22 protein-coding genes are annotated in these 23651 nt (G+C 62.4%); 20 read left to right on the top strand and 2 right to left on the bottom strand.

Going from position 1 to position 23651, the window contains the following annotated elements; genetic code table 11:
- Positions 1 to 53: 53 nt before the first annotated feature.
- The 14 genes from ftsW (at position 54) to rodA (ending at position 15516) form a co-directional block, all read left to right on the top strand.
- On the top strand, positions 54 to 1295 hold the full coding sequence (gene ftsW / locus ACZ5RT_RS01540) for a putative lipid II flippase FtsW (protein ID WP_291929821.1): 1242 nt from the start codon (positions 54 to 56) through the stop codon (positions 1293 to 1295).
- Positions 1292 to 2356 (top strand): undecaprenyldiphospho-muramoylpentapeptide beta-N-acetylglucosaminyltransferase, encoded by a 1065-nt coding sequence (gene murG / locus ACZ5RT_RS01545; protein WP_464453300.1) that lies wholly within the window; start codon positions 1292 to 1294, stop codon positions 2354 to 2356. The genes ftsW and murG overlap by 4 nt, the downstream gene beginning before the upstream one ends.
- Entirely contained in the window at positions 2353 to 3762 is a 1410-nt protein-coding gene (gene murC, locus ACZ5RT_RS01550) for a UDP-N-acetylmuramate--L-alanine ligase (protein ID WP_108427106.1), read from the top strand. Before murG ends, murC begins: the two co-directional genes overlap by 4 nt.
- Positions 3759 to 4772: a D-alanine--D-alanine ligase gene (locus tag ACZ5RT_RS01555; protein WP_464453301.1), complete on the top strand. Its 1014-nt coding sequence runs from the start codon at positions 3759 to 3761 to the stop codon at positions 4770 to 4772. Before murC ends, ACZ5RT_RS01555 begins: the two co-directional genes overlap by 4 nt.
- Positions 4769 to 5557 carry a cell division protein FtsQ/DivIB gene (locus tag ACZ5RT_RS01560; RefSeq protein WP_291929805.1) on the top strand — a complete coding sequence of 263 codons (789 nt, stop codon included), beginning with the start codon at positions 4769 to 4771 and terminating at the stop codon, positions 5555 to 5557. Before ACZ5RT_RS01555 ends, ACZ5RT_RS01560 begins: the two co-directional genes overlap by 4 nt.
- 40 nt (positions 5558 to 5597) lie before the next feature.
- The gene (ftsA, locus tag ACZ5RT_RS01565; protein WP_090044934.1) at positions 5598 to 6827 is read left to right on the top strand and encodes a cell division protein FtsA; all 1230 of its coding nucleotides are present in this window, start codon (positions 5598 to 5600) and stop codon (positions 6825 to 6827) included.
- 133 nt (positions 6828 to 6960) lie between these two features.
- The gene (ftsZ, locus tag ACZ5RT_RS01570) at positions 6961 to 8175 is read left to right on the top strand and encodes a cell division protein FtsZ (RefSeq protein ID WP_291929809.1); all 1215 of its coding nucleotides are present in this window, start codon (positions 6961 to 6963) and stop codon (positions 8173 to 8175) included.
- Between the two features lie 249 nt (positions 8176 to 8424).
- Complete coding sequence (gene lpxC, locus ACZ5RT_RS01575; protein WP_464453302.1) at positions 8425 to 9348, top strand: UDP-3-O-acyl-N-acetylglucosamine deacetylase; 924 nt, start codon at positions 8425 to 8427, stop codon at positions 9346 to 9348.
- Complete coding sequence (locus ACZ5RT_RS01580) at positions 9348 to 9935, top strand: YqiA/YcfP family alpha/beta fold hydrolase (protein ID WP_422170552.1); 588 nt, start codon at positions 9348 to 9350, stop codon at positions 9933 to 9935. Before lpxC ends, ACZ5RT_RS01580 begins: the two co-directional genes overlap by 1 nt.
- Positions 9936 to 9979: 44 nt before the next feature.
- Positions 9980 to 12034, top strand: a complete 2055-nt coding sequence (locus ACZ5RT_RS01585; protein ID WP_291929815.1) for a ribonuclease catalytic domain-containing protein — start codon at positions 9980 to 9982, stop codon at positions 12032 to 12034.
- Positions 12035 to 12062: 28 nt separating this feature from the next.
- Complete coding sequence (locus ACZ5RT_RS01590; protein WP_464453303.1) at positions 12063 to 12947, top strand: energy transducer TonB; 885 nt, start codon at positions 12063 to 12065, stop codon at positions 12945 to 12947.
- Positions 12948 to 12989: 42 nt separating this feature from the next.
- Entirely contained in the window at positions 12990 to 13724 is a 735-nt protein-coding gene (gene mtgA, locus ACZ5RT_RS01595; protein WP_108427099.1) for a monofunctional biosynthetic peptidoglycan transglycosylase, read from the top strand.
- Positions 13725 to 13753: 29 nt separating this feature from the next.
- Positions 13754 to 14302, top strand: coding sequence for a crossover junction endodeoxyribonuclease RuvC (ruvC, locus tag ACZ5RT_RS01600; protein WP_108427171.1), 549 nt, complete (start codon positions 13754 to 13756; stop codon positions 14300 to 14302).
- Positions 14303 to 14361: 59 nt separating this feature from the next.
- Positions 14362 to 15516, top strand: a complete 1155-nt coding sequence (rodA, locus tag ACZ5RT_RS01605; protein ID WP_108427098.1) for a rod shape-determining protein RodA — start codon at positions 14362 to 14364, stop codon at positions 15514 to 15516.
- A gap of 43 nt (positions 15517 to 15559) precedes the next feature.
- On the opposite strand, the gene ACZ5RT_RS01610 is transcribed toward rodA, so the two are convergent.
- Positions 15560 to 15889 (bottom strand): c-type cytochrome, encoded by a 330-nt coding sequence (locus ACZ5RT_RS01610; RefSeq protein WP_464453304.1) that lies wholly within the window; start codon positions 15887 to 15889, stop codon positions 15560 to 15562.
- A 166-nt stretch (positions 15890 to 16055) separates the two neighbouring features.
- Between ACZ5RT_RS01610 and tldD the strand changes: the two genes are divergently transcribed.
- Together tldD and ACZ5RT_RS01620 are read left to right on the top strand one after the other, a co-directional pair.
- Positions 16056 to 17516, top strand: a complete 1461-nt coding sequence (gene tldD, locus ACZ5RT_RS01615; RefSeq protein ID WP_464453305.1) for a metalloprotease TldD — start codon at positions 16056 to 16058, stop codon at positions 17514 to 17516.
- A 239-nt stretch (positions 17517 to 17755) separates the two neighbouring features.
- On the top strand, positions 17756 to 18877 hold the full coding sequence (locus ACZ5RT_RS01620; protein ID WP_422170561.1) for a 3-deoxy-7-phosphoheptulonate synthase: 1122 nt from the start codon (positions 17756 to 17758) through the stop codon (positions 18875 to 18877).
- Between the two features lie 211 nt (positions 18878 to 19088).
- Here the strand turns inward: ACZ5RT_RS01620 and mpl are convergent, their stop codons facing one another.
- Positions 19089 to 20459 carry a UDP-N-acetylmuramate:L-alanyl-gamma-D-glutamyl-meso-diaminopimelate ligase gene (gene mpl, locus ACZ5RT_RS01625; RefSeq protein ID WP_464453306.1) on the bottom strand — a complete coding sequence of 457 codons (1371 nt, stop codon included), beginning with the start codon at positions 20457 to 20459 and terminating at the stop codon, positions 19089 to 19091.
- 71 nt (positions 20460 to 20530) lie between these two features.
- Between mpl and ACZ5RT_RS01630 the strand changes: the two genes are divergently transcribed.
- The 4 genes from ACZ5RT_RS01630 (at position 20531) to accC (ending at position 23647) form a co-directional block, all read left to right on the top strand.
- Positions 20531 to 21115: a hypothetical protein gene (locus tag ACZ5RT_RS01630; protein ID WP_422170565.1), complete on the top strand. Its 585-nt coding sequence runs from the start codon at positions 20531 to 20533 to the stop codon at positions 21113 to 21115.
- Positions 21112 to 21672, top strand: a complete 561-nt coding sequence (locus tag ACZ5RT_RS01635) for a TlpA family protein disulfide reductase (protein WP_291924236.1) — start codon at positions 21112 to 21114, stop codon at positions 21670 to 21672. The genes ACZ5RT_RS01630 and ACZ5RT_RS01635 overlap by 4 nt, the downstream gene beginning before the upstream one ends.
- Before the next feature lie 161 nt (positions 21673 to 21833).
- Entirely contained in the window at positions 21834 to 22283 is a 450-nt protein-coding gene (gene accB / locus ACZ5RT_RS01640) for an acetyl-CoA carboxylase biotin carboxyl carrier protein (protein WP_108427091.1), read from the top strand.
- A 14-nt stretch (positions 22284 to 22297) separates the two neighbouring features.
- Entirely contained in the window at positions 22298 to 23647 is a 1350-nt protein-coding gene (gene accC / locus ACZ5RT_RS01645; RefSeq protein WP_108427090.1) for an acetyl-CoA carboxylase biotin carboxylase subunit, read from the top strand.
- Positions 23648 to 23651 lie beyond the last annotated feature (4 nt).

Raw genomic sequence — 23651 nt, forward strand, 5'->3', positions numbered from 1 at the left:
AAGCGCTGTCATTCCCGCAACGCCTGCAGGCAGGCCTGGCCCATTGGGGGCAGGTGCTCACAGGCCGTGCATCGCGTGGACAGGCTGCGGGCACACAGGGTTTGCCTGTCAATCTGGGCAGCTACGATTTCGCCCGCAACAGCGCAGGTTCAGCCCACCGCTTGCAGAGCGTGGACCAGGCGCTCGTCTGGGTGGTGGTCGCCTTGCTCATGTGGGGCATGGTCATGGTGTATTCGGCGTCGATCGCCATGCCGGACAACCCCCGTTTTTCGCGCTACACACAAACCCATTTTTTGACGCGGCATCTGATCTCCATGGTGGTGGGCAGTGTCATGGCCTTGCTGGCCTTCCAGGTGCCCACCGAGACCTGGGAAAAAGTGGCCAGGCCTTTGTTCGTGGTGTCTCTGGTGTTGCTGGCGCTGGTGTTGATCCCTTTCATCGGCAAGGGCGTCAACGGTGCGCGGCGCTGGATTTCCTTTGGCATCATGAATTTCCAGCCCTCCGAATTGGCCAAATTCGCGACCATCATTTATGCGGCCGATTACATGGTGCGCAAGATGGAGGTGAAAGAGCGCTTCTTCCGTGCGGTCTTGCCCATGGGTGCAGCGGTGGCCTTGGCCGGGGTGTTTTTGCTGGCCGAGCCTGACATGGGCGCCTTCATGGTGATCGCCATCATCGCCATGGGCATCCTGTTCCTGGGCGGTGTCAATGCCCGCATGTTCTTCCTGATTTTTGCGGTGCTGGTGGGCGCGTTTGTTGTGATGATTGCCGCATCGCCTTGGCGCCGTGACCGCATCTTTGCTTATCTGGACCCTTTCAGCGCTGAGCACGCTTTGGGCAAGGGCTACCAGCTCTCGCATTCCCTGATCGCCATCGGCCGGGGTGAGGTGTGGGGCGTGGGTTTGGGTGGCAGCGTGGAAAAACTGCACTGGTTGCCCGAAGCCCACACCGACTTTTTGCTGGCCGTGATCGGTGAAGAGTTTGGTTTGGTGGGCGTGTCTTTGGTCATCGTGATGTTTCTGTGGCTCAGCCGCCGCATCATGGTGATTGGCCGTCAGGCCATCGCCCTCGACAAGGTGTTCTCCGGTCTGGTGGCCCAGGGTGTGGGGATCTGGATCGGTTTTCAGGCCTTCATCAACATGGGTGTGAATTTGGGCGCTTTGCCCACCAAGGGCCTGACACTGCCTTTGATGAGCTACGGCGGTTCGGCCATCATGATGAACCTGATCGCCATCGCGGTGGTGCTGCGCATCGACGCCGAAAACAAACAGATGATGCGCGGAGGCCGGGCATGACGCAAAAATGCGCACTGGTCATGGCGGGTGGCACGGGGGGGCACATCTTCCCGGGTCTGGCCGTGGCAGAAGCCCTGCGCGAGGCGGGTTGGCGCGTGCACTGGTTGGGCGCACCGGACAGCATGGAAAGCCAGCTGGTGCCGCCGCGTGGCTTCGCCTTTGAAACGGTGGCCTTTGGCGGTGTGCGCGGCAAAGGTCTCGCAACATTGGCCTTCTTGCCACTCAAGCTGCTGCGCGCTTTTTGGCAAAGCTTGCAGGTGGTGCGCCGGGTCCAGCCCGATGTGGTGCTGGGCCTGGGCGGTTACATCACGTTCCCCGGCGGCATGATGGCCAGCTTGTGGGGCAAGCCTTTGGTGCTGCACGAACAAAATTCGGTAGCGGGCCTGGCCAACAAGGTGCTGGCGCAAGTGGCCGACCGGGTGTTCACCGCCTTCCCCGGCGTTTTCAAAACCGGGCAATGGGTGGGCAACCCCTTGCGCCAAGGCTTCACCCAACAAGCCTCGCCAGCCGAGCGTTTTGCCGGGCGAACAGGCCCTTTGCGTGTGCTGGTGGTGGGTGGCAGCCTGGGGGCCAAGGCCCTGAACGACATCGTGCCGCAGGCCTTGGCTTTGATGCCAGAGGCCTCACGCCCGCAAGTCATCCACCAAAGCGGTGCCAAACAAATCGAAGCCTTGCGGGCCAACTACGCGGCCGCAGGCGTGCAGGCCGAGTTGACGCCTTTCATCGACGACACCGCCACCGCCTTTGCGCAAGCCGATCTGGTGATCTGCCGCGCAGGCGCGAGCACCGTGACCGAATTGGCGGCGGTGGGCGTGGCCGCCTTGTTTGTGCCCTTCCCGTTTGCGGTCGACGACCACCAGACCACCAATGCGCAGTTCTTGGTGGCGCACGGTGGCGGCTGGCTGGTGCCCCAGGCCGAGCTGACCGCGCAGAACCTGGCCGAGCGCCTGACGGCCTTGAGCCGCGACACATTGCAAGACGTGGCACAAAAAGCCCACGCACAGAAAAAAACAAATGCGACCAGGGAGGTTGTGATGGCTTGTGAGGAGTTGGCGGCATGAAACACGCCATCCGAAAAATTCATTTCATCGGCGTGGGCGGCTCGGGCATGAGCGGCATTGCCGAGGTGTTGCTCAATCTGGGCTACCAGATTTCCGGCTCCGATTTGTCCGACAGCGCCACGCTGCGTCGCCTGGCGGCTTTGGGCATTGCCACGCATGTGGGGCATTCGGCCGACAACGTCCAAGACGCCGATGCGGTGGTCACTTCCACCGCCGTCAAAGCCGACAACCCAGAGGTGCTGGCCGCGCGCGAGCGCCACATCCCCATCGTGCCGCGCGCTGTCATGCTGGCCGAGCTGATGCGCATGAAGCAGGGCGTCGCCATTGCCGGCACACACGGCAAAACCACCACCACCAGCCTGGTGGCCAGTGTGTTGGCCGAGGCCGGGCTGGACCCGACCTTTGTGATTGGCGGACGCCTCAACAGCGCAGGGGCGAACGCCAAGCTGGGCACGGGCGACTACATCGTGGTCGAGGCCGACGAGTCCGACGCCTCCTTCCTGAACCTGTTGCCTGTGATGGCGGTGGTCACCAACATTGACGCCGACCACATGGAGACCTACGGTCACGACCTGGCCCGTTTGAAAGCCGCGTTCGTGGAGTTTTTGCACCGCATGCCTTTTTACGGCACGGCGATTGTTTGTGTGGACGATCCGGGTGTGCAGTCCATCGTGCAGGACATTGCCCGGCCTGTCACCAGCTATGGCCTGAGCGAAGGTGCCCAAGTGCGGGCCGTGGATGTGCGGGCGGTGCAGGGGCAGATGCATTTCACAGTGCAGCGGCGCAATGGCGTGACCTTGCCCGATTTGCCCCTGGTGCTGAATTTGCCGGGCTTGCACAACGTGCTCAACGCCTTGGCGGCTGTGGCCGTCGCGGTGGAGTTGGGTGTGGATGATGCGGCTGTGCAGCGGGCGTTGGCCAATTTCAAGGGTGTGGGACGCCGTTTTCAGCGCTATGGCGAGGTGCGCGTGCCCGGAGGCGCTGGGCGCTTCACGGTCATCGACGATTACGGGCACCACCCGGTCGAGATGGCGGCCACGCTGGCGGCCGCCCGTGGGGCGTTCCCGGGTCGCCGGCTGGTGTTGGCGTTCCAGCCCCACCGCTACAGCCGCACGCGTGATTGCTTTGAAGACTTTGTGAAAGTCATTGGCCAAGGCTGCGACAGCGTGCTGCTGTCCGAGGTGTACGCCGCAGGCGAAGCCCCCATCGTGGCCGCCGATGGCCGTTCGCTGGCCCGCGCCTTGCGTGTGGCGGGCAAGGTCGAGCCGGTTTTTGTCGATGCGATTGCCGACATGCCACAAGCCGTGCTCAGCAACGCCCGTGACGGCGATGTGGTGATTTGCATGGGCGCTGGCTCCATCGGGGCCGTGCCTGCCCAAGTGGTCGAGTTGGGAGGTGCCGCATGACTGCATGGCGCAACGTCGAAGGTGCGAAGGCCCCCTTGGGGAGCGTGGGGGCCATGTCTTTGGGCAAGGTGGCCGTGCTCATGGGCGGTCGATCGGCCGAACGCGAAGTGTCCTTGATGTCGGGTCAGGGCGTGCTGAACGCCTTGCGCGCATCGGGCGTGGATGCCCACGCGTTCGATCCGGCCGAGCGGGAATTGAGCGAACTCAAGCGCGAAGGTTTTTCGCGTTGCTTCATTGCCCTGCATGGCCGTTATGGCGAAGACGGCACGGTGCAGGGTGCTTTGGAGTTGCTGGGCATCCCCTACACCGGCTCGGGGGTGATTGCGTCCAGCATCGCCATGGACAAGACCATGACCAAACGCGTCTGGTTGGCCGAAGGCCTGCCCACCCCGGCCTATGTGCTGGTGCGGCGGGATCAGCTGGGCAGTGTGTCAATGGAGACGCTGATCCAGACCTTGGGCTTGCCGATGATCGTCAAGCCTGCCCGAGAAGGCTCTTCGATCGGGGTGACCAAGGTCACGCAGGCCCAGGACCTGCCTGCTGCGCTGGCCGCGGCCGCGCAGTGCGACGCCGACATCCTGTGCGAACAATGCATTGTGGGTGACGAAGTCACTTGCCCGGTGCTGGGCCCTGCCGAGGCCGCCAAGGCACTGCCAGTGATCCGCATCGTGGCCCCCGAGGGCAATTACGACTACCAGAACAAGTATTTCACCGACGACACCCAGTACCTGGTGCCCAGTGGCCTGCCTGCTGCAGAAGAGGCCGCCATCGAGGCCCTGGTGGTCAAGGCCTACCAGGTCCTGGGTTGCCGGGGCTGGGGACGCCTGGATGTGATGATCGATGCGACCACGCGCCAGCCCTACCTGCTGGAAATCAACACCTCGCCCGGCATGACCGGTCACTCGCTGGTGCCCATGTCGGCCAAAGCCGCAGGCATTCCTTACGAGGCGCTGTGCTGCCAGTTGTTGGCCGCTGCCACGCTGGACCACGTGCAGGAGGTGCGCGGGTGAAAACGACGATGGCCTTGCCGCTGGACATCCGCCTCATGAACATGGCTGCAGCCTTGCTGACAGCGGTGTTCGTGCTGCTGGTGCTGGGCGGTGGGGCCTGGTGGCTGCTGCGGCATCCGGCGTTTGCGATCCAGGCGATCACGGTGCAAGGCGAGGTCACGCGCAACAACGCGGTGACCTTGCGGGCCAATGTCGTGCCGCAGCTCAGTGGCAATTTTTTCACCATGGATCTGAAGCGCACACGCGACGCCTTCGAGGCCGTGCCCTGGGTTCGGGAGGCCGTGGTGCACCGTGATTTCCCCAATCGCCTGAAAGCGGTGTTGAAGGAGCACGAACCCATGGCGCTGTGGGGCGATGACAGCGCCAACAAGATGGTGAACCAGCAAAGCCGCGTGTTCGAGGCCAACATCGAAGAGGTGGATGTGGAAAACCTGCCACGCCTCAAAGGCCCGGATGCGCAGTCGCAGACCGTGGTGCAGATGTACCGCCTTTTGTTGCCGATGTTCGAGGCGATGGACATGGGCATTGAGCAGTTGGAGTTGACCCCCCGGGGCAGCTGGCGTGTGGTGACCGACAGCGGTGCGCTGCTGGAGCTGGGGCGGGGCACAGAGGCGGAGATCACCGCCCAGCTGAAAGTGTTTTTCAGGACGCTGTCGCAAGTGACGGCCCGCTATGGCCGCACGCCGACCGCATTGGCCGGGGCGGATTTGCGTCACAAGGATGGCTATGCCTTGCGCCTGCGGGGTGTGACCACGCTGGAAGCAGACGGCAAGAAAAAGCTTTGACGGGTCAAGACACAAGAATGAAACGGAAACGGTGATTCAAATGGCAAAAGAGTACAAAGATCTGGTGGTGGGCTTGGATATCGGCACTTCCAAAGTGATGGCGGTGGTGGCCGAGGTGATGCCCGATGGCGAACTCAAGATCGCGGGTTTGGGCATTGCGCCGGGCAATGGCCTCAAGCGCGGCGTGGTGGTCAACATCGACGCCACGGTGCAAAGCATCCAGCAGGCCCTCAAAGAGGCCGAGTTGATGGCCGATTGCAAGATCACCCGCGTCAATGTGGGCATCACGGGCAGCCACATCCGTGGCATCAACTCCAGCGGCATGGTGGCGATCAAGGACAAGGAAGTCACGCAAGCCGATGTCGCCCGCGTGATGGAAACCGCCCGCGCGATCAACATTTCGACCGACCAGCGCTTGTTGCTGGTGGCGCCACAGGAGTTTGTGATCGACGGCCAGGAAGTCAAAGAGCCGATTGGCATGAGCGGCATGCGCCTGGAAGCCAAGGTGCACATCGTGACCGGGGCGCAAAGTGCCGCCGAGAACATCATCAAGTGCGTGCGCCGCTGCGGCCTGGAGGTGGATCAGCTGTTGCTCAACCCCCAGTCGTCCAGCCTGGCTGTGCTGTCCGAAGACGAGCGTGAGCTGGGTGTGGTGTGCGTGGACATTGGTGCAGGCACCACCGATGTGGCGATTTTTGCGAACGGCTCGATCCGCCACACCGCCGTGATCCCGATTGCCGGTGACCTGATCACCAGCGACATTGCCATGGCTTTGCGCACGCCAACCAAGGACGCCGAGGACATCAAGGTTGAAAGTGGTTACGCCAAGCAACTGCTGGCCGACCCCGATGCACAAGTCGAGGTGCCGGGTCTGGGCGACCGGGGGCCGCGCATGCTCAGCCGCCAGGCTTTGGCGGGTGTGATCGAGCCGCGCATCGAAGAAATTTTCTCGCTGGTGCACCAAGTCATCCGCGAGTCGGGCTACGAAGAGGTGTTGTCGTCGGGCATTGTGCTGACGGGCGGCAGCGCCGTCATGCCCGGCATGGTCGAGCTGGGCGAGGACATCTTCCTCAAGCCCGTCCGTCGTGGCCTGCCCAAATATGCAGGTGGCCTGGCCGACATGGTCAGCCAGCCCCGCGCCGCCACCGTGATGGGCCTCTTGGAAGAAGCCCGCCTGGCTCGCCTGCGGGGCTACAAGGTCACCCAAAAGAAGAGTTCGGTGAACAACGCTTTTGGCCGCTTCAAGGACTTCATTGTGGGGAACTTCTGATGAACTGGAAAAAGAGATTTCTGGCCAGAAGCAGCCCGCCGGTTTCGCGACCGTGTCGATGTTGACACCTTGACCCACCCCAGCATTCACAAAAAAATTTTCGGCAACTGCAAACAAATTTAGGAGTAGCACCATGACCATTGAAATGATCCAAACCGAAGAGTTCAACCAAGGCACCCAGATCAAAGTGATCGGGGTTGGCGGTGGCGGCGGCAACGCTGTGGAGCACATGATCGAGCGCCAGGTCCAGGGCGTTGAATTCGTGTGCGCCAACACCGATGCGCAGGCCTTGGCCCGCAGCGCGGCCCACCGTTTCATTCAGCTCGGTCAGACTGGTCTGGGCGCGGGCAGCAAGCCTGAAAAAGGCCGCGAAGCCGCTGAAAGCGCCGAAGCCGATATCCGCGCCGCCATCGAGGGCGCGCACATGTTGTTCATCACCGCCGGCATGGGCGGTGGCACAGGCACAGGCGCTGCGCCTGTGATTGCCCGCATCGCCAAAGAGATGGGCATCCTGACGGTGGGTGTGGTGACCAAGCCGTTTGAATTTGAAGGCGGTCGCCGCATGGCGAATGCCGACGTGGGCATGCAGGAACTCGAAGCCAATGTGGATTCGCTGATCGTGGTGCTGAACGAAAAGCTGCTGGAATTGCCTGGCGGTGAAGACATGACGCAAGACGAGGCTTTTGCCCACGCCAACGATGTGTTGAAAAACGCTGTGGGCGGCATTGCCGAGATCATCAATGTGCCCGGCCATGTGAACGTCGACTTTGAAGACGTGCGCACCGTGATGGGTGAGCCCGGCAAGGCCATGATGGGCACCGCCGCCGCCAGCGGCCCTGACCGCGCCCGCATCGCGGCCGAGCAGGCCGTGGCCTGCCCGCTGCTCGAAGGTGTGGACCTGTCGGGTGCCAAGGGTGTGCTGGTGCTGATCAGCGCCGCCAAGGGCTCGCTCAAGCTGTCCGAGTCCAAGCAGGCGATGAACACCATCCGTGCTTACGCCTCCGAAAACGCCCATGTGATCTACGGCACGGCCTATGACGAAAGCCTGGGCGACGAGATCCGCGTGACCGTGGTGGCCACCGGTTTGTCCAAGGCCGGTGCCCGCCGCACAGCCCCACCTCTGCAAGTGCTGCGCACCGGCACCGACAACGTGCCTTTCACCGTGGGTGGGCAAGACTCGGTGGCCGCCTCGGGCAATGCCGCTGCGCCTTTGGCCAACAGTGGTTTGAATGTGCCCGCCTACTGGCGCAGCAACCGTACCCATGCAGCGGCCCGTGTGGACGGCATGGCCAATGCGGGCATGGACGACATCGAAATCCCCGCGTTCCTGCGCAAGCAAGCAGACTGATCGCTTGATCTGAGTTTCATTTTTGGTGCTTTGGGGCCAGACGGGCGCTTGCCTGTCTGGCCCCTTTTTGCGTGCACGTTCAGCGATAACGCCCTGTGGCACAGCCCGGGGCTGTCGGGCTCGTCGTCGCTTCGCGCCTCAATTTCGCCCGCCAGCCCCGGACCGTGCCACAGGGCTAGTGGTTCATCAAGCCTTCAATGCCTATTCCCGGCCTGCACCCCCGCATCTCTCGCCAACTAAAATAGGGCCATGCTCTCTCAACGCACCCTCAAAACCTTGACCAAAGCCGTCGGCGTGGGTTTGCACAGCGGTCAGCGTGTCGAGCTGACCTTGCGCCCCGCAGCGCCGGACACCGGCATCGTGTTCCGCCGGATCGATTTGCCCGAGCCGGTGGACATCCCGGTGAACGCCGAGGCGGTGACCGACACCCGGCTGGCCTCCACCATTTCGGTTGGACAAGCCAAGGTCCTGACTGTCGAGCACCTGATGTCGGCGTGCGCAGGCTTGGGCATTGACAACCTGTATGTGGACATCACGGCCGAAGAGGTCCCGATCCTCGATGGTTCGGCGTCTTCGTTTGTCTTTTTGTTGCAAAGCGCCGGTGTCGTGGAGCAGCCTGACCCGAAACGGTTTGTGCGTGTGCTCGAAACCGTGGAAGTGTCGGAAGGCGAGGGCGAGAACATCAAGTGGGCGCGTCTGGAGCCCTACCACGGCTACAAACTGACCTTTGAGATCGATTTCAGGCACCCTGCCGTGGATTCGACCGGGCAGCAGGTGGTGTTTGACATGTCGGACGGCGTTTATGCCCGTGACATTGCCCGCGCCCGCACCTTTGGCTTCACCAAGGATGTGGAAATGCTGCGTGCCAACGGTTTGGCGCTGGGCGGCGGCTTGGACAATGCCATCGTGATGGACGACTACAAGGTGCTCAACTCGGATGGCTTGCGCTATGACGACGAGTTCGTCAAGCACAAGATCCTCGACGCCATGGGCGATTTGTACATTCTGGGCAAGCCCCTGCTGGCCGCCTACAGCGCGTTTCGGTCGGGGCATGCGATGAACAACCGCCTGCTGCGCGAACTGTTGTCACGCCCGAGCGCTTACGAGGTGGTGACCTTTGACAAAGCGCTTGAAGCGCCCCGGGGCTTTGCGGCCCTGCAGCCTGCCTGGTGATGCCGCGCACCAGCCACCTGCTGTACTTGCACGGTTTTCGGTCTTCACCGCAATCCTTCAAGGCCCGAACCCTGGCGGCCCTGGTGCAAAACCAGCACCCTGGTGTGACCTGGTGGTGCCCACAGTTGCCTGCTTCGCCTCGTCAGGCCATGGACGACATCGGGACCGGGGTGTCGGCTTGGCCCCGGGACAGCATGGCGGTGGTCGGTTCTTCCTTGGGCGGTTTTTATGCCGCCTGCCTGTCGCAACAGCTGGGCTGCCCTGCGGTGCTGCTGAACCCGGCGGTGGAGCCGGCACGGGACCTGGAGGGTTACATCGGCGAGCATCCGGCCTGGCATGACCCCGCGCAAAAGGTTTTTTTCGAAATGGCCCATGTGCAGGAGCTGCGGGCCTTGCAGGCGCAGCCCCCACAGGCCACCCCACGCACATTGGCGGTGATCGCCAAGGGGGACGAGGTGCTGGACTGGCGGGAAATGCTGGCCCGCCATGGGGCAGGCCAGGTGCGCCTGATCGAGGGCAGCGACCACGCCCTGAGCGATTTCGAGCTGTACTTGCCCGAAATCCTCGATTTTCTTCGCCTGGCCTGAGGGCGTGCCCCCAAGCGGGTGGTGCCACGTGGGAAAATCACCCGATGTACGCATTATTTGAAGAAGCCGGCAAATTCATGGCCGGACGCATCCTGTCCGAGGCCGAGGCCTCTGCGCAGGTGGAACTCGACTCCGGCAAGCGGGTCAAAGTCAAGGCGGCGCAAATGCTGCTCAAGTTTGAAAAACCAAGCCCCGCCAGCTTGCTGAGCGAAGCGGCGGCCCTGAGCCAAACCATCGAGCTGGAGCTGGCTTACGAATTCGCCTCCGACGAGGAGTTCGGTTTTGCCGACCTGGCCCGCGACTATTTCAGCGACGGGGCCAGCACCGTGCAGCAGGTGGCGGCATTGCTGCGCCTGCACGAAGCGCCGCACTATTTCCGCCGGGGCGGCAAAGGCCGCTACCGCAAAGCGCCGGCCGAGATCGTGCAGCAAGCCTTGCTCGCCATTGAAAAAAAGAAGCAGGTTCAGGCGCAGATCGAGGCCTGGTCGGCCGAGCTGGTGGCCGGCGTGTGCCCCGCACCGATCCGCGAGCAGCTGTACAAGATCCTGTTCCGCCCGGACAAGAACACGCCCGAGTACAAAGCGGTGGTCGAAGCCAGCAAAGCCAGCCAGACCGCGCCACTGGACTTGTTGCAAAAGGCCGGGGCCATCGCGTCGGCCTGGGACTTTCATTGGCAGCGCTTTTTGTTCGACCTGTTCCCCAAGGGCACCGGTTTCCCGGCGTTGCAAGCGCCGGCCATCACCGACGAGTTGCCCTTGGCGCCGGTCCAGGCCTTTTCGATCGACGACTCGCACACCACCGAGATCGACGACGCCCTGTCCTTGCAAGGCTTGGGCACGGGCACGGTCACTGTGGGCATCCACATCGCGGCACCGGGCCTGGCCTTGACGCCCGGCAGCCCGATCGACCAGTTGGGCCGTCAGCGTCTGTCCACCGTCTACATGCCCGGCTACAAAATCACCATGCTGCCCGACAGCGTGGTGCAGACCTACACCCTGACCGAAGGCCGTGACTGCCCGGCCGTGTCTCTGTATGTGACCTTCAGCGAAGACACGCTGGAGGTGCAAAGCACCGAAACCCGTCTGGAGCGGGTGCCGATCCTGGTCAACCTGCGGCATGACCAGCTGGATGACCGCATCACCCGTGAATGGCTGGAAGGTGAAGACCAGAGCGACCACACCGATGTGCCGGTGAGCCGGGCGACGTTGGGCTTTTTCTGGCGGTTGGCGCAGACCCTCAAGGCGCGGCGCGAAGTGGTGCGTGGCAAACCCGAGAGCTTCAACCGCCCCGATTACAGCTTCAAGCTCGATCGCCCCCACAACGACACGCCGCCCACAGGCGAAGAGACGGTGTTGATCGGCACCCGCAAGCGCGGTGCGCCGCTGGATTTGATGGTGGCCGAGGCCATGATTTTGGCCAACAGTACCTGGGGTCAGTGGCTGGCCCAGCTGGGCGTGCCTGGCATTTACCGCAGCCAGGCCAGCATGGCCCCCGGCGTCAAGGTGCGCATGGGCACCAAGGCGCTGCCCCATGCGGGCATCGGCGTTCCCAGCTATGCCTGGAGCACCTCGCCCCTGCGCCGCTACACCGATCTGGTCAACCAGTGGCAGATCATTGCGTGCGCCAAGCACGGGGCCACGGCTGCATTGGCCGCACCCTTCAAGCCCAAAGACGCCGAGTTGTTTTCCATCATCAGCGGTTTCGATGCGGCCTACAGCGCCTACAACAGCGTGCAGTCCAGCATGGAGCGCTACTGGACGCTGCGCCATGTGCAGCAGCAAGGCATCGATGAACTCGAAGCCAGTCTGGTCAAGGAAATGGGCGGTGGTGCCTGGCTGGTGCGGGCCGACACCTTGCCCTTGATGTTCAGCGTCATGGGTGCCCAAGGCTTGATGCGAGGCGCCCGTGTGCGCGTCAAATTGGGCGCCGTGGATTTGATGGCGCTGGACGTGGGCGGCACGGTGGTGGCGCATCTGGACGCGCCTTTGGCGGCAGAGGGTCAGGAAGTCGACGAAGCAGAAGAGGACGAGGCCATGGCGGCTGGCCCGCTCACCATTGCCGTCGATTTGAACGACAGCACCCAAAGCGATGGGGCCTGAAAGCGCTCAGCTCAGTTTGGCCGGGCCGGTGACCTGGCTCCAACAGGCGTTTCACCGCCACACCCTGTGGTGGACTTTGGGTGTTTCGCTGTTGTTGCATGCGGCCTTGATCGCCTGGCGCTTTGCCGATCCGCACAGCTTCAACCGGGTTTTTGAAGACACCGCCTTGGAGGTGGTGCTCGTGAATGCCCGCAGCGACAAGGCGCCCGAGCGCGCCCAGGCCATGGCCCAGGTGAACTTGGCGGGAGGTGGGCAAGGTGCGGTAGAAGCACGCGCCAGCTCGCCTTTGCCGCCTTCTTTGCTGGACGAATCGGGCACCGACATCGGGGCCATGCAGCGGCAGATTGAAGCCCTCCAGCGTCAGCAAACGCGCTTGCTCACCCAGCTGCAGCAGGCGTTGCTGGCCCAGGCGCCAGACCCCTCCGGTGAAACGGCCCAGGCACCCGAGCGGCAGGCCCAACAAGAGCGACAGCGCCAGCTGACCCGAGAATTGGCCCAAATCGAGCAACAGGTGCAAAGAACGCAAGGCGGCCCTCGCAAGCGTTTCATCAGCCCCGCTACCCGTGAAGCGGTGTACGCCCTCTATTACGACAAGCTGCGGCGCACCATCGAGACGCGCGGCACGCTCAATTTCCCGCAGGTGGGGGGGCAAAAGCTCTATGGCCAGTTGACCATGGTGATCACCGTGGATGCCCGGGGCCGTCTGGTGCAGACCGAGGTGGCGAAGACTTCAGGCCAGCCTTTGCTGGACCAGCGGGCGGTGGCGATTGTGCGCAGTGCCGCCCCTTTTGACGTGTTCAGCGCTAACATGCGGCGGCAGGCCGATCAGATCGTGGTGGTCACGCGTTTTCAGTTTTCCAAAGAGGGCACGCTGGACATGCGCATGTTGACGCCGGATACCCCACCGCGCTGAGTGGCCTGGCGATCTCATGATCCCTGAAGACAAAGGATATTGATGCGTGCTTTTGGTCGTTGGTGTGGGCTGGTCTTGTTGGCGGGCCTGGGTTTGCAGCTTTTTTTTGCGCTGCGCATCGCCAGCATGGGTGTGCTGGCGCCGGAATCCACCAGTTTTGAGCGTTCGCAAATCTGGCAGATCGTGACGCGGCAGGGGCGCTTGCCCTGGCGGCAGGAATGGGTGGATCGCCAACGCATTGCCACCAGCTTGCAACGTGCGGTGATCGCTTCGGAAGACACGGTATTTGCCCAGCATGGCGGGGTCTGGTGGGAGTCTCTGGAGAAGGCCTGGGAGAAAAACGCCAAGGCCAAAGCCCAGGCCGAGCTGCGGGCCCAGCGTCGCCCCGACGCCAAGACGCCCCCGGTCAAAATTGTGGGCGGCTCGACCATCACCCAGCAGCTGGCGAAAAACCTCTTTCTGTCTGGCGAGCGCACCTTGCTGCGCAAAGGCCAGGAAATGCTGATCACCCTCACGCTGGAGGCTTTCTTGTCCAAACAGCGCATTCTGGAGATTTACCTCAACAGCGTGGAGTGGGGCGAGGGTGTCTTTGGTGCCGAGGCTGCGGCGCAGCATTACTTCAGGAAGAGTGCGGCCCGTCTGAACGACTGGGAAGCGGCGCGTCTGGCGGTCATGTTGCCCCGCCCCCGGTATTTCGAGCAAAGGGCGCAATCGGCCTACCTGGCCAGCCGGGCTGAAACCATCATGGCCCGCATGGGTGCCGTGGAGCTGCCATGAGCACTTTGACCACGGCCGCGCCGCAAACCGTGCGCATCCTGGGCATTGACCCGGGTTTGCAAACCACCGGCTTCGGGGTGGTGGACATGACCGGTGCCCGCCTGCAGTACGTGGCCAGCGGGGTGATCGAGACGACGCGGGGTGACATGGGCAATTTGCCTGCCCGGCTGAAGGTGATTTACGACGGCGTGCGTGAAATCCATGCCCGCTACCAGCCGGATGTGGCCTCGGTCGAGATCGTTTTTGTGAACGTCAACCCCCAGGCGACCTTGTTGCTGGGCCAGGCGCGGGGGTGCTGTGTCACGGCTTTGGTGTCGTGCGATTTGCAGGTGGCCGAATACACCGCCTTGCAGATGAAGCAATCGGTCACCGGCCATGGGCGGGCCGCCAAGTCGCAGGTTCAGGAAATGGTCAAACGCTTGCTGCAGTTGCCCGTGGTGCCGCGCCAGGATGCGGCAGATGCTTTGGGCATGGCAATCACGCATGCACACGCCAGCCCGTCCATGAACAAGCTGGCCGCCCAAGGGGTGCTCAACCGCAAAACCCACGGCATGTTCCGCAGCGGACGCAGCCATTGACCGGGGGCTTGGCCCGCCCGGACCTCTCTGGGTCGCGTTGGCCTGAGATAATCGCGCCCATGGGTTCAGTGATTCAAAAACCGACGCTGTGGCAGCGCCTGAAGTATTTGCTCAAGGGCTTTGACGGCCCTTTGGCTTTTGCGGTGTTCATGCTTGCCTGCGCCGGATTGCTGATCATGTTTTCATCGGGCTATGACCACGGCACCCGTTTTGTGGACCATGGCCGCAACATGCTGCTGGCGGGCTTCATCATGTTCGTGGTGGCCCAGATGCCTCCCCAAAAACTCATGGCCTGGGCAGTGCCCATCTACACCGTGGGCGTGATTTTGCTGGTGGCGGTGGCCATTTTTGGCATCACCAAAAAAGGTGCCCGGCGCTGGATCAATCTGGGCGTGGTGATCCAGCCCAGCGAGATTTTGAAGATTGCTTTGCCTTTGATGCTGGCGGCCTGGTTTCAAAAGCGCGAAGGCCAACTCCGGCCCTTTGACTTTGCGGTGGCTTTGCTGATTTTGGGCGTCCCGGTCGGCTTGATCATGAAGCAGCCTGATCTGGGCACTTCTTTGCTGGTTTTGGCTGCAGGTCTGGCGGTGATCTTCTTTGCCGGACTCAAGTGGCGCTGGATTTTGCCGCCGATGGTGCTGGGCCTCGTGGGCATGGTGGTCCTGGTGATCATGGAGCCCACCTTGTGTGCCGACGGCGTGGACTGGCGAGTGCTGCACGAATACCAGCGCCAGCGCGTGTGCACCTTGCTCGATCCGGCACGGGACCCGTTGGGCAAGGGTTTTCACATCATCCAGGGCATGATCGCCATCGGCTCCGGCGGCTTCTGGGGCAAAGGCTTCATGCAGGGCACCCAAACCCACCTGGAATTCATCCCCGAGCGCACCACCGATTTCATTTTTGCCGCCTATGGCGAAGAGTTCGGCTTTGTGGGGGGCTTGTTCCTGATTTTCTGGTTCTTCTTTCTGGTTTACCGGGCGCTGGTCATCGCGGCCGAGGCCCCCACACTGTTCAGCCGTTTGCTGGCCGGCAGCATGGCCATGATCTTCTTCACTTATGCCTTTGTGAACATGGGCATGGTCAGCGGCATCTTGCCGGTGGTGGGGGTGCCGCTGCCCTTCATCAGTTATGGCGGCACCGCCATGGTCACCTTGGGCCTGGCGCTGGGCATCCTCATGTCGATTGCCAAAGCCAAACAGCTGGTGCAAACCTGACGCAGTCCCCGCCTCGCCTGTGCTGGGTTGTGGAGCCCGCTGGCTATTGGCGCATGATCCAGACGAAGATTTGTTGGGCTTCTGCCTCGCTGACCATGGGGCGTTCCCAGGCGTCGGGCATGTGGGTGCTGTCGCTCCAATGCTGACCTCCGCCTTCCCGGGTGCCGTTGCGGATGGTAGCGATCAGCATTTTTTCGGCCACCGGGTTGCCATTCCAGCGGTAAGCAATGCGTTTGAATGAGGGGCCGATGAGGTTTTTGTCGACCGCATGGCATTGCAGACATTGCTTTTCCTGCACCAATGCATCGTTGGCCATAGCAGGGACGCTGGCGCACAGTGCAAGCGTGAGGGCGAAAACGGGGCTGGGGGTCATGAGGATCTCCTGGGGTGGTGAAAGGCAGGCCAAACTTAGCAAGTGCGCTCCGGACTCGTCTGTGTGCTGCTTCTCAATTTCAAAGCCGATGCTGTCCGATGCGGAGGGGTTGCCCGGCGAAGGAGCATGCCGGCAAGGGGTTTGATCAGTCCCTACAATGGCTCCCATGATTTCACGCGAACCCACCATCGAACGTCTGGCCACCGCCCGCTCCCTCTTGCTGGAGCCTTTTGGCCTGGACGAAACCCATTTGAGCCGCGCTTTGGCCGCCATCCAGGCGCACCAGGTGGACGACGCCGACTTGTATTTCCAGTACACCCGCTCCGAAGGCTGGAGCCTGGAAGAGGGCATTGTCAAAACCGGCAGCTTCAGCATCGACCAGGGGGTGGGCGTGCGGGCCGTGTCGGGCGAGAAAACCGCCTTTGCCTACTCGGACGACATCTCCGAAGCCTCCTTGATGGACGCGGCCATGACGGTGCGCACCATCGCGCAGGCCACGCAAAACAAACGCATCAAGGTGCCGACGCGCAAGGTCTCGGCCAGCCGCTCGCTCTACCCCTCGCTCGACCCCATGTCCACGCTGGACAGCACCGCCAAGGTGAACCTGCTCGGCCGCGTGGAAAAAATCGCCCGAGCCAAGGACCCGCGCGTGGTGCAGGTCATGGCCGGTTTGGCCACCGAATACGACGTGGTCATGGTGGCCCGCGCCGACGGCACGCTGGCTGCCGATGTGCGCCCTTTGATTCGCCTGTCGGTCACGGTGATCGCCGAGCAAAACGGCCGCCGCGAAGTGGGCAGCAGTGGCGGCGGTGGCCGCTTCGGACTGGCTTATTTTGACGATGGCATGGTGGAAAGCTATGTGCAGGAAGCGGTGTCGGCCGCGCTCATCAACCTCGAAGCGCGCCCCGCGCCTGCGGGCGAGATGACGGTGGTGCTGGGCAATGGCTGGCCTGGTGTGCTGCTGCACGAGGCCGTGGGCCATGGCCTGGAGGGTGACTTCAACCGCAAGGGCTCGAGCGCCTTCAGCGGCCGAATCGGCCAGCGCGTGGCGGCCAAAGGCGTGACGGTGCTGGACGACGGCACCATCTCTGACCGCCGCGGCTCTTTGAACGTGGACGACGAAGGCCACGCCACCCAGAAGAACGTGCTGATCGAAGACGGCATCCTGCGCGGCTATATCCAGGATTCGATGAACGCCCGCCTGATGGGTGTCAAGCCCACGGGCAATGGTCGGCGCGAAAGCTACGCCCATGTGCCCATGCCGCGCATGACCAACACCTACATGTTGGGCGGCGACAAGAGCCCCGAAGAAATCGTGTCCAGCATCAAAAAGGGCTTGTACGCCACCAACTTCGCGGGCGGCCAGGTGGACATCACCAGCGGCAAGTTCGTGTTCTCGGCCAGCCAGGCTTACTGGGTGGAAAACGGCAAGATCCAATACCCTGTCAAGGGCGCGACCCTGATCGGCAGCGGTCCCGAGTCGCTCAAGAAGATCAGCATGATCGGCAACGACATGAAGCTCGACTCGGGCGTGGGCACCTGCGGCAAGGAAGGCCAAAGCGTGCCGGTGGGTGTGGGGCAGCCGACCTTGCGCATCGACGGCCTGACGGTGGGGGGCACGGCCTGAACTTGAAAAAACAGGCCTTCGGGTTTGTCCCCGGGCCGGCCTGTCAGGAACTGTCATCCAACTGTGCTACATTGAATCCCATGTCTTCGCGCATCGCTTTTTACTTTTTTTACTTTTGGTTCTCAGTCCCCGGCGGACGAGAGGCGAGCGCATAAGCACCCGAACATCTCGACACACACCGCCGGAGCCCCAAAGCCCGGCGGTTTTTTTTTCACCATTTTTCAATTCAGGAGTCCACGATGAACGCCAAAACCGCAGCCCCCGAGAGCTGGTATCCCAATGCCGCAGACCGCACCGGCCAGACCGACGACGAACGCATCAAGGACATCACCGTGCTCCCGCCTCCAGAACATTTGATCCGCTTCTTCCCGATCGCCGGCACGGCGACCGAAGCCCTGATCGCCAAAACCCGCAAAGCCATCCAGAACATCGTGCACGGCCAGGACGACCGCCTGCTGGTCATCATCGGCCCCTGCTCCATCCACGATCCGGCCGCAGCCCTGGACTACGCCCGCCGCTTGAAGCCCCTGCGCGAGAAGTACGCCGACACACTGGAAATCGTGATGCGCGTGTACTTCGAAAAGCCCCGCACCACTGTGGGCTGGAAGGGCCTGATCAACGATCCCTACCTGGACGAAAGCTACCGCATCGACGAAGGCCTGCGCATCGCACGCCAGCTGCTGATCGAGATCAACCGCCAGGGCCTGCCCGCAGGCAGCGAGTTTTTGGATGTGATCTCGCCACAGTACATCGGCGACCTGATCAGCTGGGGGGCCATCGGTGCTCGCACCACCGAGAGCCAGGTGCACCGCGAGCTGGCTTCGGGCCTGTCGGCGCCCATCGGCTTCAAGAACGGGACGGACGGCAACATCAAGATCGCGACCGACGCGATCCAGGCCGCAGCCCGTGGTCACCACTTCCTGTCGGTGCACAAAAACGGCCAGGTCGCCATCGTGCAGACCCAGGGCAACCAGGACTGCCATGTGATTTTGCGCGGCGGTAAAGCGCCGAACTATGACGCCGACAGCGTGGCCGCCGCATGCAAGGAACTGGAAGCCGCCAAGTTGCCCGCCACCTTGATGGTGGACTGCAGCCACGCCAACAGCAGCAAAAAGCACGAACGTCAGATCGATGTGGCCAAAGACATCGCCGCCCAGATCAGCGGTGGTTCACGCCAGGTTTTTGGCGTCATGGTCGAGAGCCATCTGAAAGACGGCGCCCAGAAGTTCACCCCCGGTAAGGACGACGTGACGAAGCTGGCTTATGGCCAGAGCATCACCGACGCCTGCATCGGGTGGGACGACAGCGAAGGCGTGTTGCAGGTGCTCTCAGACGCGGTGAAGGCGCGTCGGGCTGTTTGATATTCAGGCGCGGCATTTGAACACCTTGTGGGAGGCCGCCCCTGCGGCCGAATGCGGGCATCGCCTTGGCGCATGGATTCGCGAGCAGGGGCTCGCTCCCACGAAACTCCGGAAGCTGCATCTCTGTGGGAGGTCGCCCCTGCGGCCGAATGCGTGATCTGGCTCTGGCCCATATTCGCGAGCAGGGGCTCGCTCTCACACAAAGACAGTGTCAGCGCCTTGCCAGCGCTTCCAGCAATTTGGCATGAATCCCGCCAAAGCCGCCATTGCTCATGCACAGCAGGTGGTCGCCGGGCTGCACTTGCGCCAGCACTTGCGCAATCACCTCGTCTATGTTGGCGCCCACTTGTGCTTTGGTGCCCATGGGTTCCAGCGCGGCTGCGGCGTCCCAGCCCAGTCCGCCCGAGTGGCAAAAGGCCAGATCGGCTTCTTCGAGGCTCCAGGGCAGCTGGGCTTTCATGGTGCCGAGCTTCATGGTGTTGCTGCGGGGCTCGAAGATGGCGAGGATGCGGGCATCACCCACCTGTCGGCGCAGGCCGTTGACGGTGGTGCGGATCGCGGTGGGGTGGTGGGCGAAGTCGTCGTAGACGGTGACACCGTTCACTGTGCCGCGCACTTCCATGCGGCGTTTGACATTCTCAAAAGTGGCCAGTGCTTGCGCCGCCACCGCCGGGCTCACGCCCACATGCTCGGCAGCCGCTATGGATGCCAGCGCGTTGAGCTGGTTGTGCACACCGCCAATGGCCCACTGCACCTCGGCCACAGGCTGGCCGGCCTGCAGCACCTTGAACTGCGAAGGCTCGCCTTCGGCCACAAAGTCGCTGACGGCCGAGCCGAAGGTCCGCACTTCGCTCCAGCAGCCTTGACCCAGCACCCGGGTCAGACTTTCTTCCAGGCCATTGACCACCACGCGTCCAGTGCCGGGCACGGTGCGCACCAGGTGGTGGAACTGGCGCTCAATCGCGGCCAGATCGTCAAAGATGTCGGCGTGGTCGAATTCCAGGTTGTTCAGGATGGCGGTGCGCGGGCGGTAGTGCACGAACTTGCTGCGCTTGTCGAAGAAGGCGGTGTCGTATTCGTCCGCTTCGATCACGAAGTACTTGCCTCCTCCGAGCCGGGCCGAGACGCCGAAGTTGAGCGGCACGCCACCCACCAAAAAGCCAGGCTGCAGACCAGCCTGCTCCAGCACCCAGGCCAGCATCGATGTGGTGGTGGTCTTGCCGTGGGTGCCCGCGACAGCCAGCACATGCTTGCCCTGCAGCACATGCTCGGACAGCCACTGGGGGCCGCTGGTGTAGGGCGTCCCGGCTTCCAGAATCGCTTCCATCAACGGGAATTTGGGGCTGCCGTCGGCCAGGCGGGCGCGGCTGACCACGTTGCCCACCACGTACATGTCGGGCTGCAAGGCCATTTGGTCGGCGTCAAAGCCTTCGATCAGCTCGATGCCCAGGGCGCGCAGCTGGTCGCTCATGGGGGGGTAAACACCGGCATCGCAGCCGGTGACCCGGTGTCCTGCCTCGCGGGCCAGCGCGGCCAAGCCGCCCATGAAGGTGCCACAAATGCCCAATATATGTATATGCATGCCCGGATTTTAGGGGGCCATCGGGCGCAGTCCGGGCTGCGAGCCGTTCGGGCCGGTCACAATCGGTGCCCATGAACGATGTTGCCCTTGAAATTGCCGCCACCGCCGCCCGTTTGGTGGTGGAAGAGGGCCTGGCCTTTGGTCCGGCCAAGCACCGCGCCCTGAAAGAGCTGGGCCTGCCCGCCCGCACCGCCTTGCCGACCAACGATGTGGTCGAGGCCGAGGTGCGCGACTACATCGCCCTGTTCTGCGCCGACACCCAGCCCGGCGAGTTGCTGGCTTTGCGCGAATTGGCGCGGGTCTGGATGCGGCGGCTGGCCGAATTTCGCCCGCATTTGGGCGGTGCGGTTTGGCAAGGTTGGGCCACACGCCTGTGCGATGTGGATCTGGCCTTGTTTTGTGACGACCCGAAATCGGCCGAAATCGCCTTGATCAACCAGAACCAGCGCTACGAGACGCAAACGGTGCGCGGTCTGCACGGCGACGATGTGGAGGTGCTGAGCTTGCACAGTTTTTGTGAAGCCTTGAACGAAGATGTGGGCGTGCACCTGCGCATTTACGACCTGAACGATTTGCGCGGGGCCTTGTTGCCCGATGCGCAAGGCCGCTCGCCCCGGGGGGATTTGGCGGCTTTGGAGCGCTTGCTGGCGGCATGAAAGACAATCTGGCCATGGACCAACAAAGCGCAGGCGCTTCGCGCCGAAATCTGATTCTGGGTGCCGGGGCGGCGGCTGCCGTGGCCGGTGTAGGTGTGGCTTTGTGGCGTTTTCAGCCGCAAGCCGTCACGGCCGCGGCCAGTCACCCGGTCTGGACGCAGCAGTTCGACACCCCGTCGGGAGAGGGTTTGGCCATGGCCGCCTTCCAGGGCAAGCCCTTGTTGCTGAACTTCTGGGCCACCTGGTGCCCCCCTTGTGTCGATGAACTGCCCATGATCGATGCCTTCTGGCGTGAAAATGCGGCGAAAAATCACCAAGTGGTGGCTTTGGCCATCGACCAGCCGAGTGCGGTGCGGCGTTTTCTGGCGCGTCAGCCTTTGGGATTCCCGGTCGGTTTGGCCGGTTTGGCGGGGACGGAGCTGGCCAAGTCGCTGGGCAATGCAGCGGGCGGCTTGCCTTTTACGGTTTTTTTCAAGGCAGATGGCAGCATTTGGCGGCAAAAAATGGGGCAATTGACGGCAGATGACCTTGTGCAATGGCGTGGTGTTGGCGCCTGAAATCCCCCGATCCTGGGCGGGTTGAGGTTTGGCCGTCTGTTTCGCCAGGTCATGGCTTTTAATTCGTTCCAATTCTGACCAGAAAAGACGATTTCGAGGGTTTTTACTGAAATTTGGTGTAAATTCGATCCATTACGTGTGCTTACAGCAATGGAGGATCTATGGATTTGCGCAAACTGAAAACACTGATTGACCTGGTGTCCGACTCGAACGTGTCGGAGCTGGAAATCACCGAAGCCGAGGGCAAGGTGCGCATCGTCAAGAGCATGGGCGTGGCCGCGCCGGTCGTGATGCAAGCTGCGCCGGTCGCTGCCGCTCCCGTTGTGGCTGCACCCGTCGCAGCCGTGGAGGCTCCCGCGCCTGCAGCGGCACCTGCCGGTCATGCAGTCAAGTCACCCATGGTGGGCACGTTCTACCGCGCGTCCAGCCCGGGCGCAGCGCCCTTCATCCAGATTGGTTCGGTGGTCAAAGAGGGCGACACCCTGTGCATCATCGAAGCCATGAAGATCCTCAACGAGATCGAATCCGACAAGTCCGGCACCGTCACGCAGATCCTGTGTGAAAACGGCCAGGCCGTGGAATACGGTCAGCCTTTGTTCATCATCGAATAAGCCACGGGGATTTCATGTTCAAGAAAATCCTGGTCGCCAACCGAGGCGAAATCGCCTTGCGCATCCAGCGCGCTTGTCGCGAATTGGGCGTCAAGGCGGTGATGGTCTATTCCGAGGCCGACAAAGAAGCCAAATACGTGAAGTTGGCCGAAGAAGCGGTCTGCATTGGCCCAGCGGCCTCGCCGCTGAGTTACCTCAACATGCCCGCCATCATTTCGGCCGCCGAAGTGACGGACGCCGAGGCGATCCACCCCGGTTACGGCTTTTTGAGCGAGAACGCCGACTTCGCCGAGCGCGTCGAGAAAAGCGGTTTCCAGTTCATTGGCCCCACCCCCGAATCGATCCGCATCATGGGCGACAAGGTGTCGGCCAAGCAAGCCATGATCCGTGCCGGTGTGCCTTGCGTGCCCGGCTCGGAAGGTGAATTGCCCGACGATCCGGTCCAGATCCGCCGCATTGCCAAATCGGTGGGTTACCCGGTGATCATCAAGGCCGCAGGCGGTGGTGGTGGTCGCGGCATGCGTGTGGTGCACACCGAAGCAGCGCTGATCAACGCGGTGCAGATGACCAAGGCCGAGGCTGGGGCTGCTTTTGGCAATCCGGCGGTCTATATGGAGAAGTTCCTGCAGAACCCGCGCCACATCGAAATCCAGATCCTGGCCGACAAACACAAGAACGCGGTTTATTTGGGTGAGCGCGATTGCTCCATGCAGCGCCGTCACCAGAAGGTGATCGAAGAAGCGCCAGCGCCAGGCATTCCGCGCAAGCTGATCGAGAAGATCGGCGAGCGTTGTGTGGCGGCCTGCAAGAAGATCAACTACCGCGGTGCGGGCACTTTCGAATTTTTGTACGAAAACGGCGAGTTCTATTTCATCGAGATGAACACCCGGGTGCAGGTCGAGCACCCGGTGACCGAGTGGATCACGGGTGTGGACATCGTCAAAACCCAAATCATGGTCGCTGCGGGCGAAAAGCTACCGTTTACCCAGCGTCAGATCGAGATTCGGGGCCATGCCATCGAGTGCCGCATCAATGCCGAAGACCCGTTCAAGTTCACGCCTTCGCCGGGTCGTGTGACGTCCTGGCACATGCCCGGTGGGCCGGGCGTGCGGGTGGACTCGCACGTCTACAACAACTACTTTGTGCCCCCGAACTACGATTCGATGATCGGCAAATTGATCGTTCACGGCGACACGCGCGAGCAGGCTTTGGCCCGCATGCAGACCGCCTTGAATGAGACGGTGATCGAAGGCATCAGCACCAACATCCCGCTGCACCGCGAGCTGATGGTGGACGCCAAGTTCATGCAAGGCGGCACCAACATCCATTACCTCGAACACTGGCTGAGCCAGCACAAGCGCTGAAACC

The sequence above is a fragment of the Limnohabitans sp. TEGF003 genome (genome assembly GCF_055395455.1).

Excerpts from the sequence above, each read along its gene's own strand:
- ACZ5RT_RS01610 (WP_464453304.1), bottom strand. The coding sequence starts at position 15,889 with ATGACCCCCAGCCCCGTTTTCGCCCTCACGCTTGCACTGTGCGCCAGC.
- ACZ5RT_RS01585 (WP_291929815.1), top strand. The coding sequence starts at position 9,980 with ATGTACGCATTATTTGAAGAAGCCGGCAAATTCATGGCCGGACGCATC.
- ACZ5RT_RS01630 (WP_422170565.1), top strand. The coding sequence starts at position 20,531 with ATGAACGATGTTGCCCTTGAAATTGCCGCCACCGCCGCCCGTTTGGTG.
- lpxC (WP_464453302.1), top strand. The coding sequence starts at position 8,425 with ATGCTCTCTCAACGCACCCTCAAAACCTTGACCAAAGCCGTCGGCGTG.
- mtgA (WP_108427099.1), top strand. The coding sequence starts at position 12,990 with ATGCGTGCTTTTGGTCGTTGGTGTGGGCTGGTCTTGTTGGCGGGCCTG.
- murG (WP_464453300.1), top strand. The coding sequence starts at position 1,292 with ATGACGCAAAAATGCGCACTGGTCATGGCGGGTGGCACGGGGGGGCAC.
- ACZ5RT_RS01635 (WP_291924236.1), top strand. The coding sequence starts at position 21,112 with ATGAAAGACAATCTGGCCATGGACCAACAAAGCGCAGGCGCTTCGCGC.
- accC (WP_108427090.1), top strand. The coding sequence starts at position 22,298 with ATGTTCAAGAAAATCCTGGTCGCCAACCGAGGCGAAATCGCCTTGCGC.
- ACZ5RT_RS01580 (WP_422170552.1), top strand. The coding sequence starts at position 9,348 with ATGCCGCGCACCAGCCACCTGCTGTACTTGCACGGTTTTCGGTCTTCA.
- ftsZ (WP_291929809.1), top strand. The coding sequence starts at position 6,961 with ATGACCATTGAAATGATCCAAACCGAAGAGTTCAACCAAGGCACCCAG.
- ACZ5RT_RS01555 (WP_464453301.1), top strand. The coding sequence starts at position 3,759 with ATGACTGCATGGCGCAACGTCGAAGGTGCGAAGGCCCCCTTGGGGAGC.
- accB (WP_108427091.1), top strand. The coding sequence starts at position 21,834 with ATGGATTTGCGCAAACTGAAAACACTGATTGACCTGGTGTCCGACTCG.
- mpl (WP_464453306.1), bottom strand. The coding sequence starts at position 20,459 with ATGCATATACATATATTGGGCATTTGTGGCACCTTCATGGGCGGCTTG.
- ACZ5RT_RS01620 (WP_422170561.1), top strand. The coding sequence starts at position 17,756 with ATGAACGCCAAAACCGCAGCCCCCGAGAGCTGGTATCCCAATGCCGCA.
- tldD (WP_464453305.1), top strand. The coding sequence starts at position 16,056 with ATGATTTCACGCGAACCCACCATCGAACGTCTGGCCACCGCCCGCTCC.
- ftsA (WP_090044934.1), top strand. The coding sequence starts at position 5,598 with ATGGCAAAAGAGTACAAAGATCTGGTGGTGGGCTTGGATATCGGCACT.
- murC (WP_108427106.1), top strand. The coding sequence starts at position 2,353 with ATGAAACACGCCATCCGAAAAATTCATTTCATCGGCGTGGGCGGCTCG.
- rodA (WP_108427098.1), top strand. The coding sequence starts at position 14,362 with ATGGGTTCAGTGATTCAAAAACCGACGCTGTGGCAGCGCCTGAAGTAT.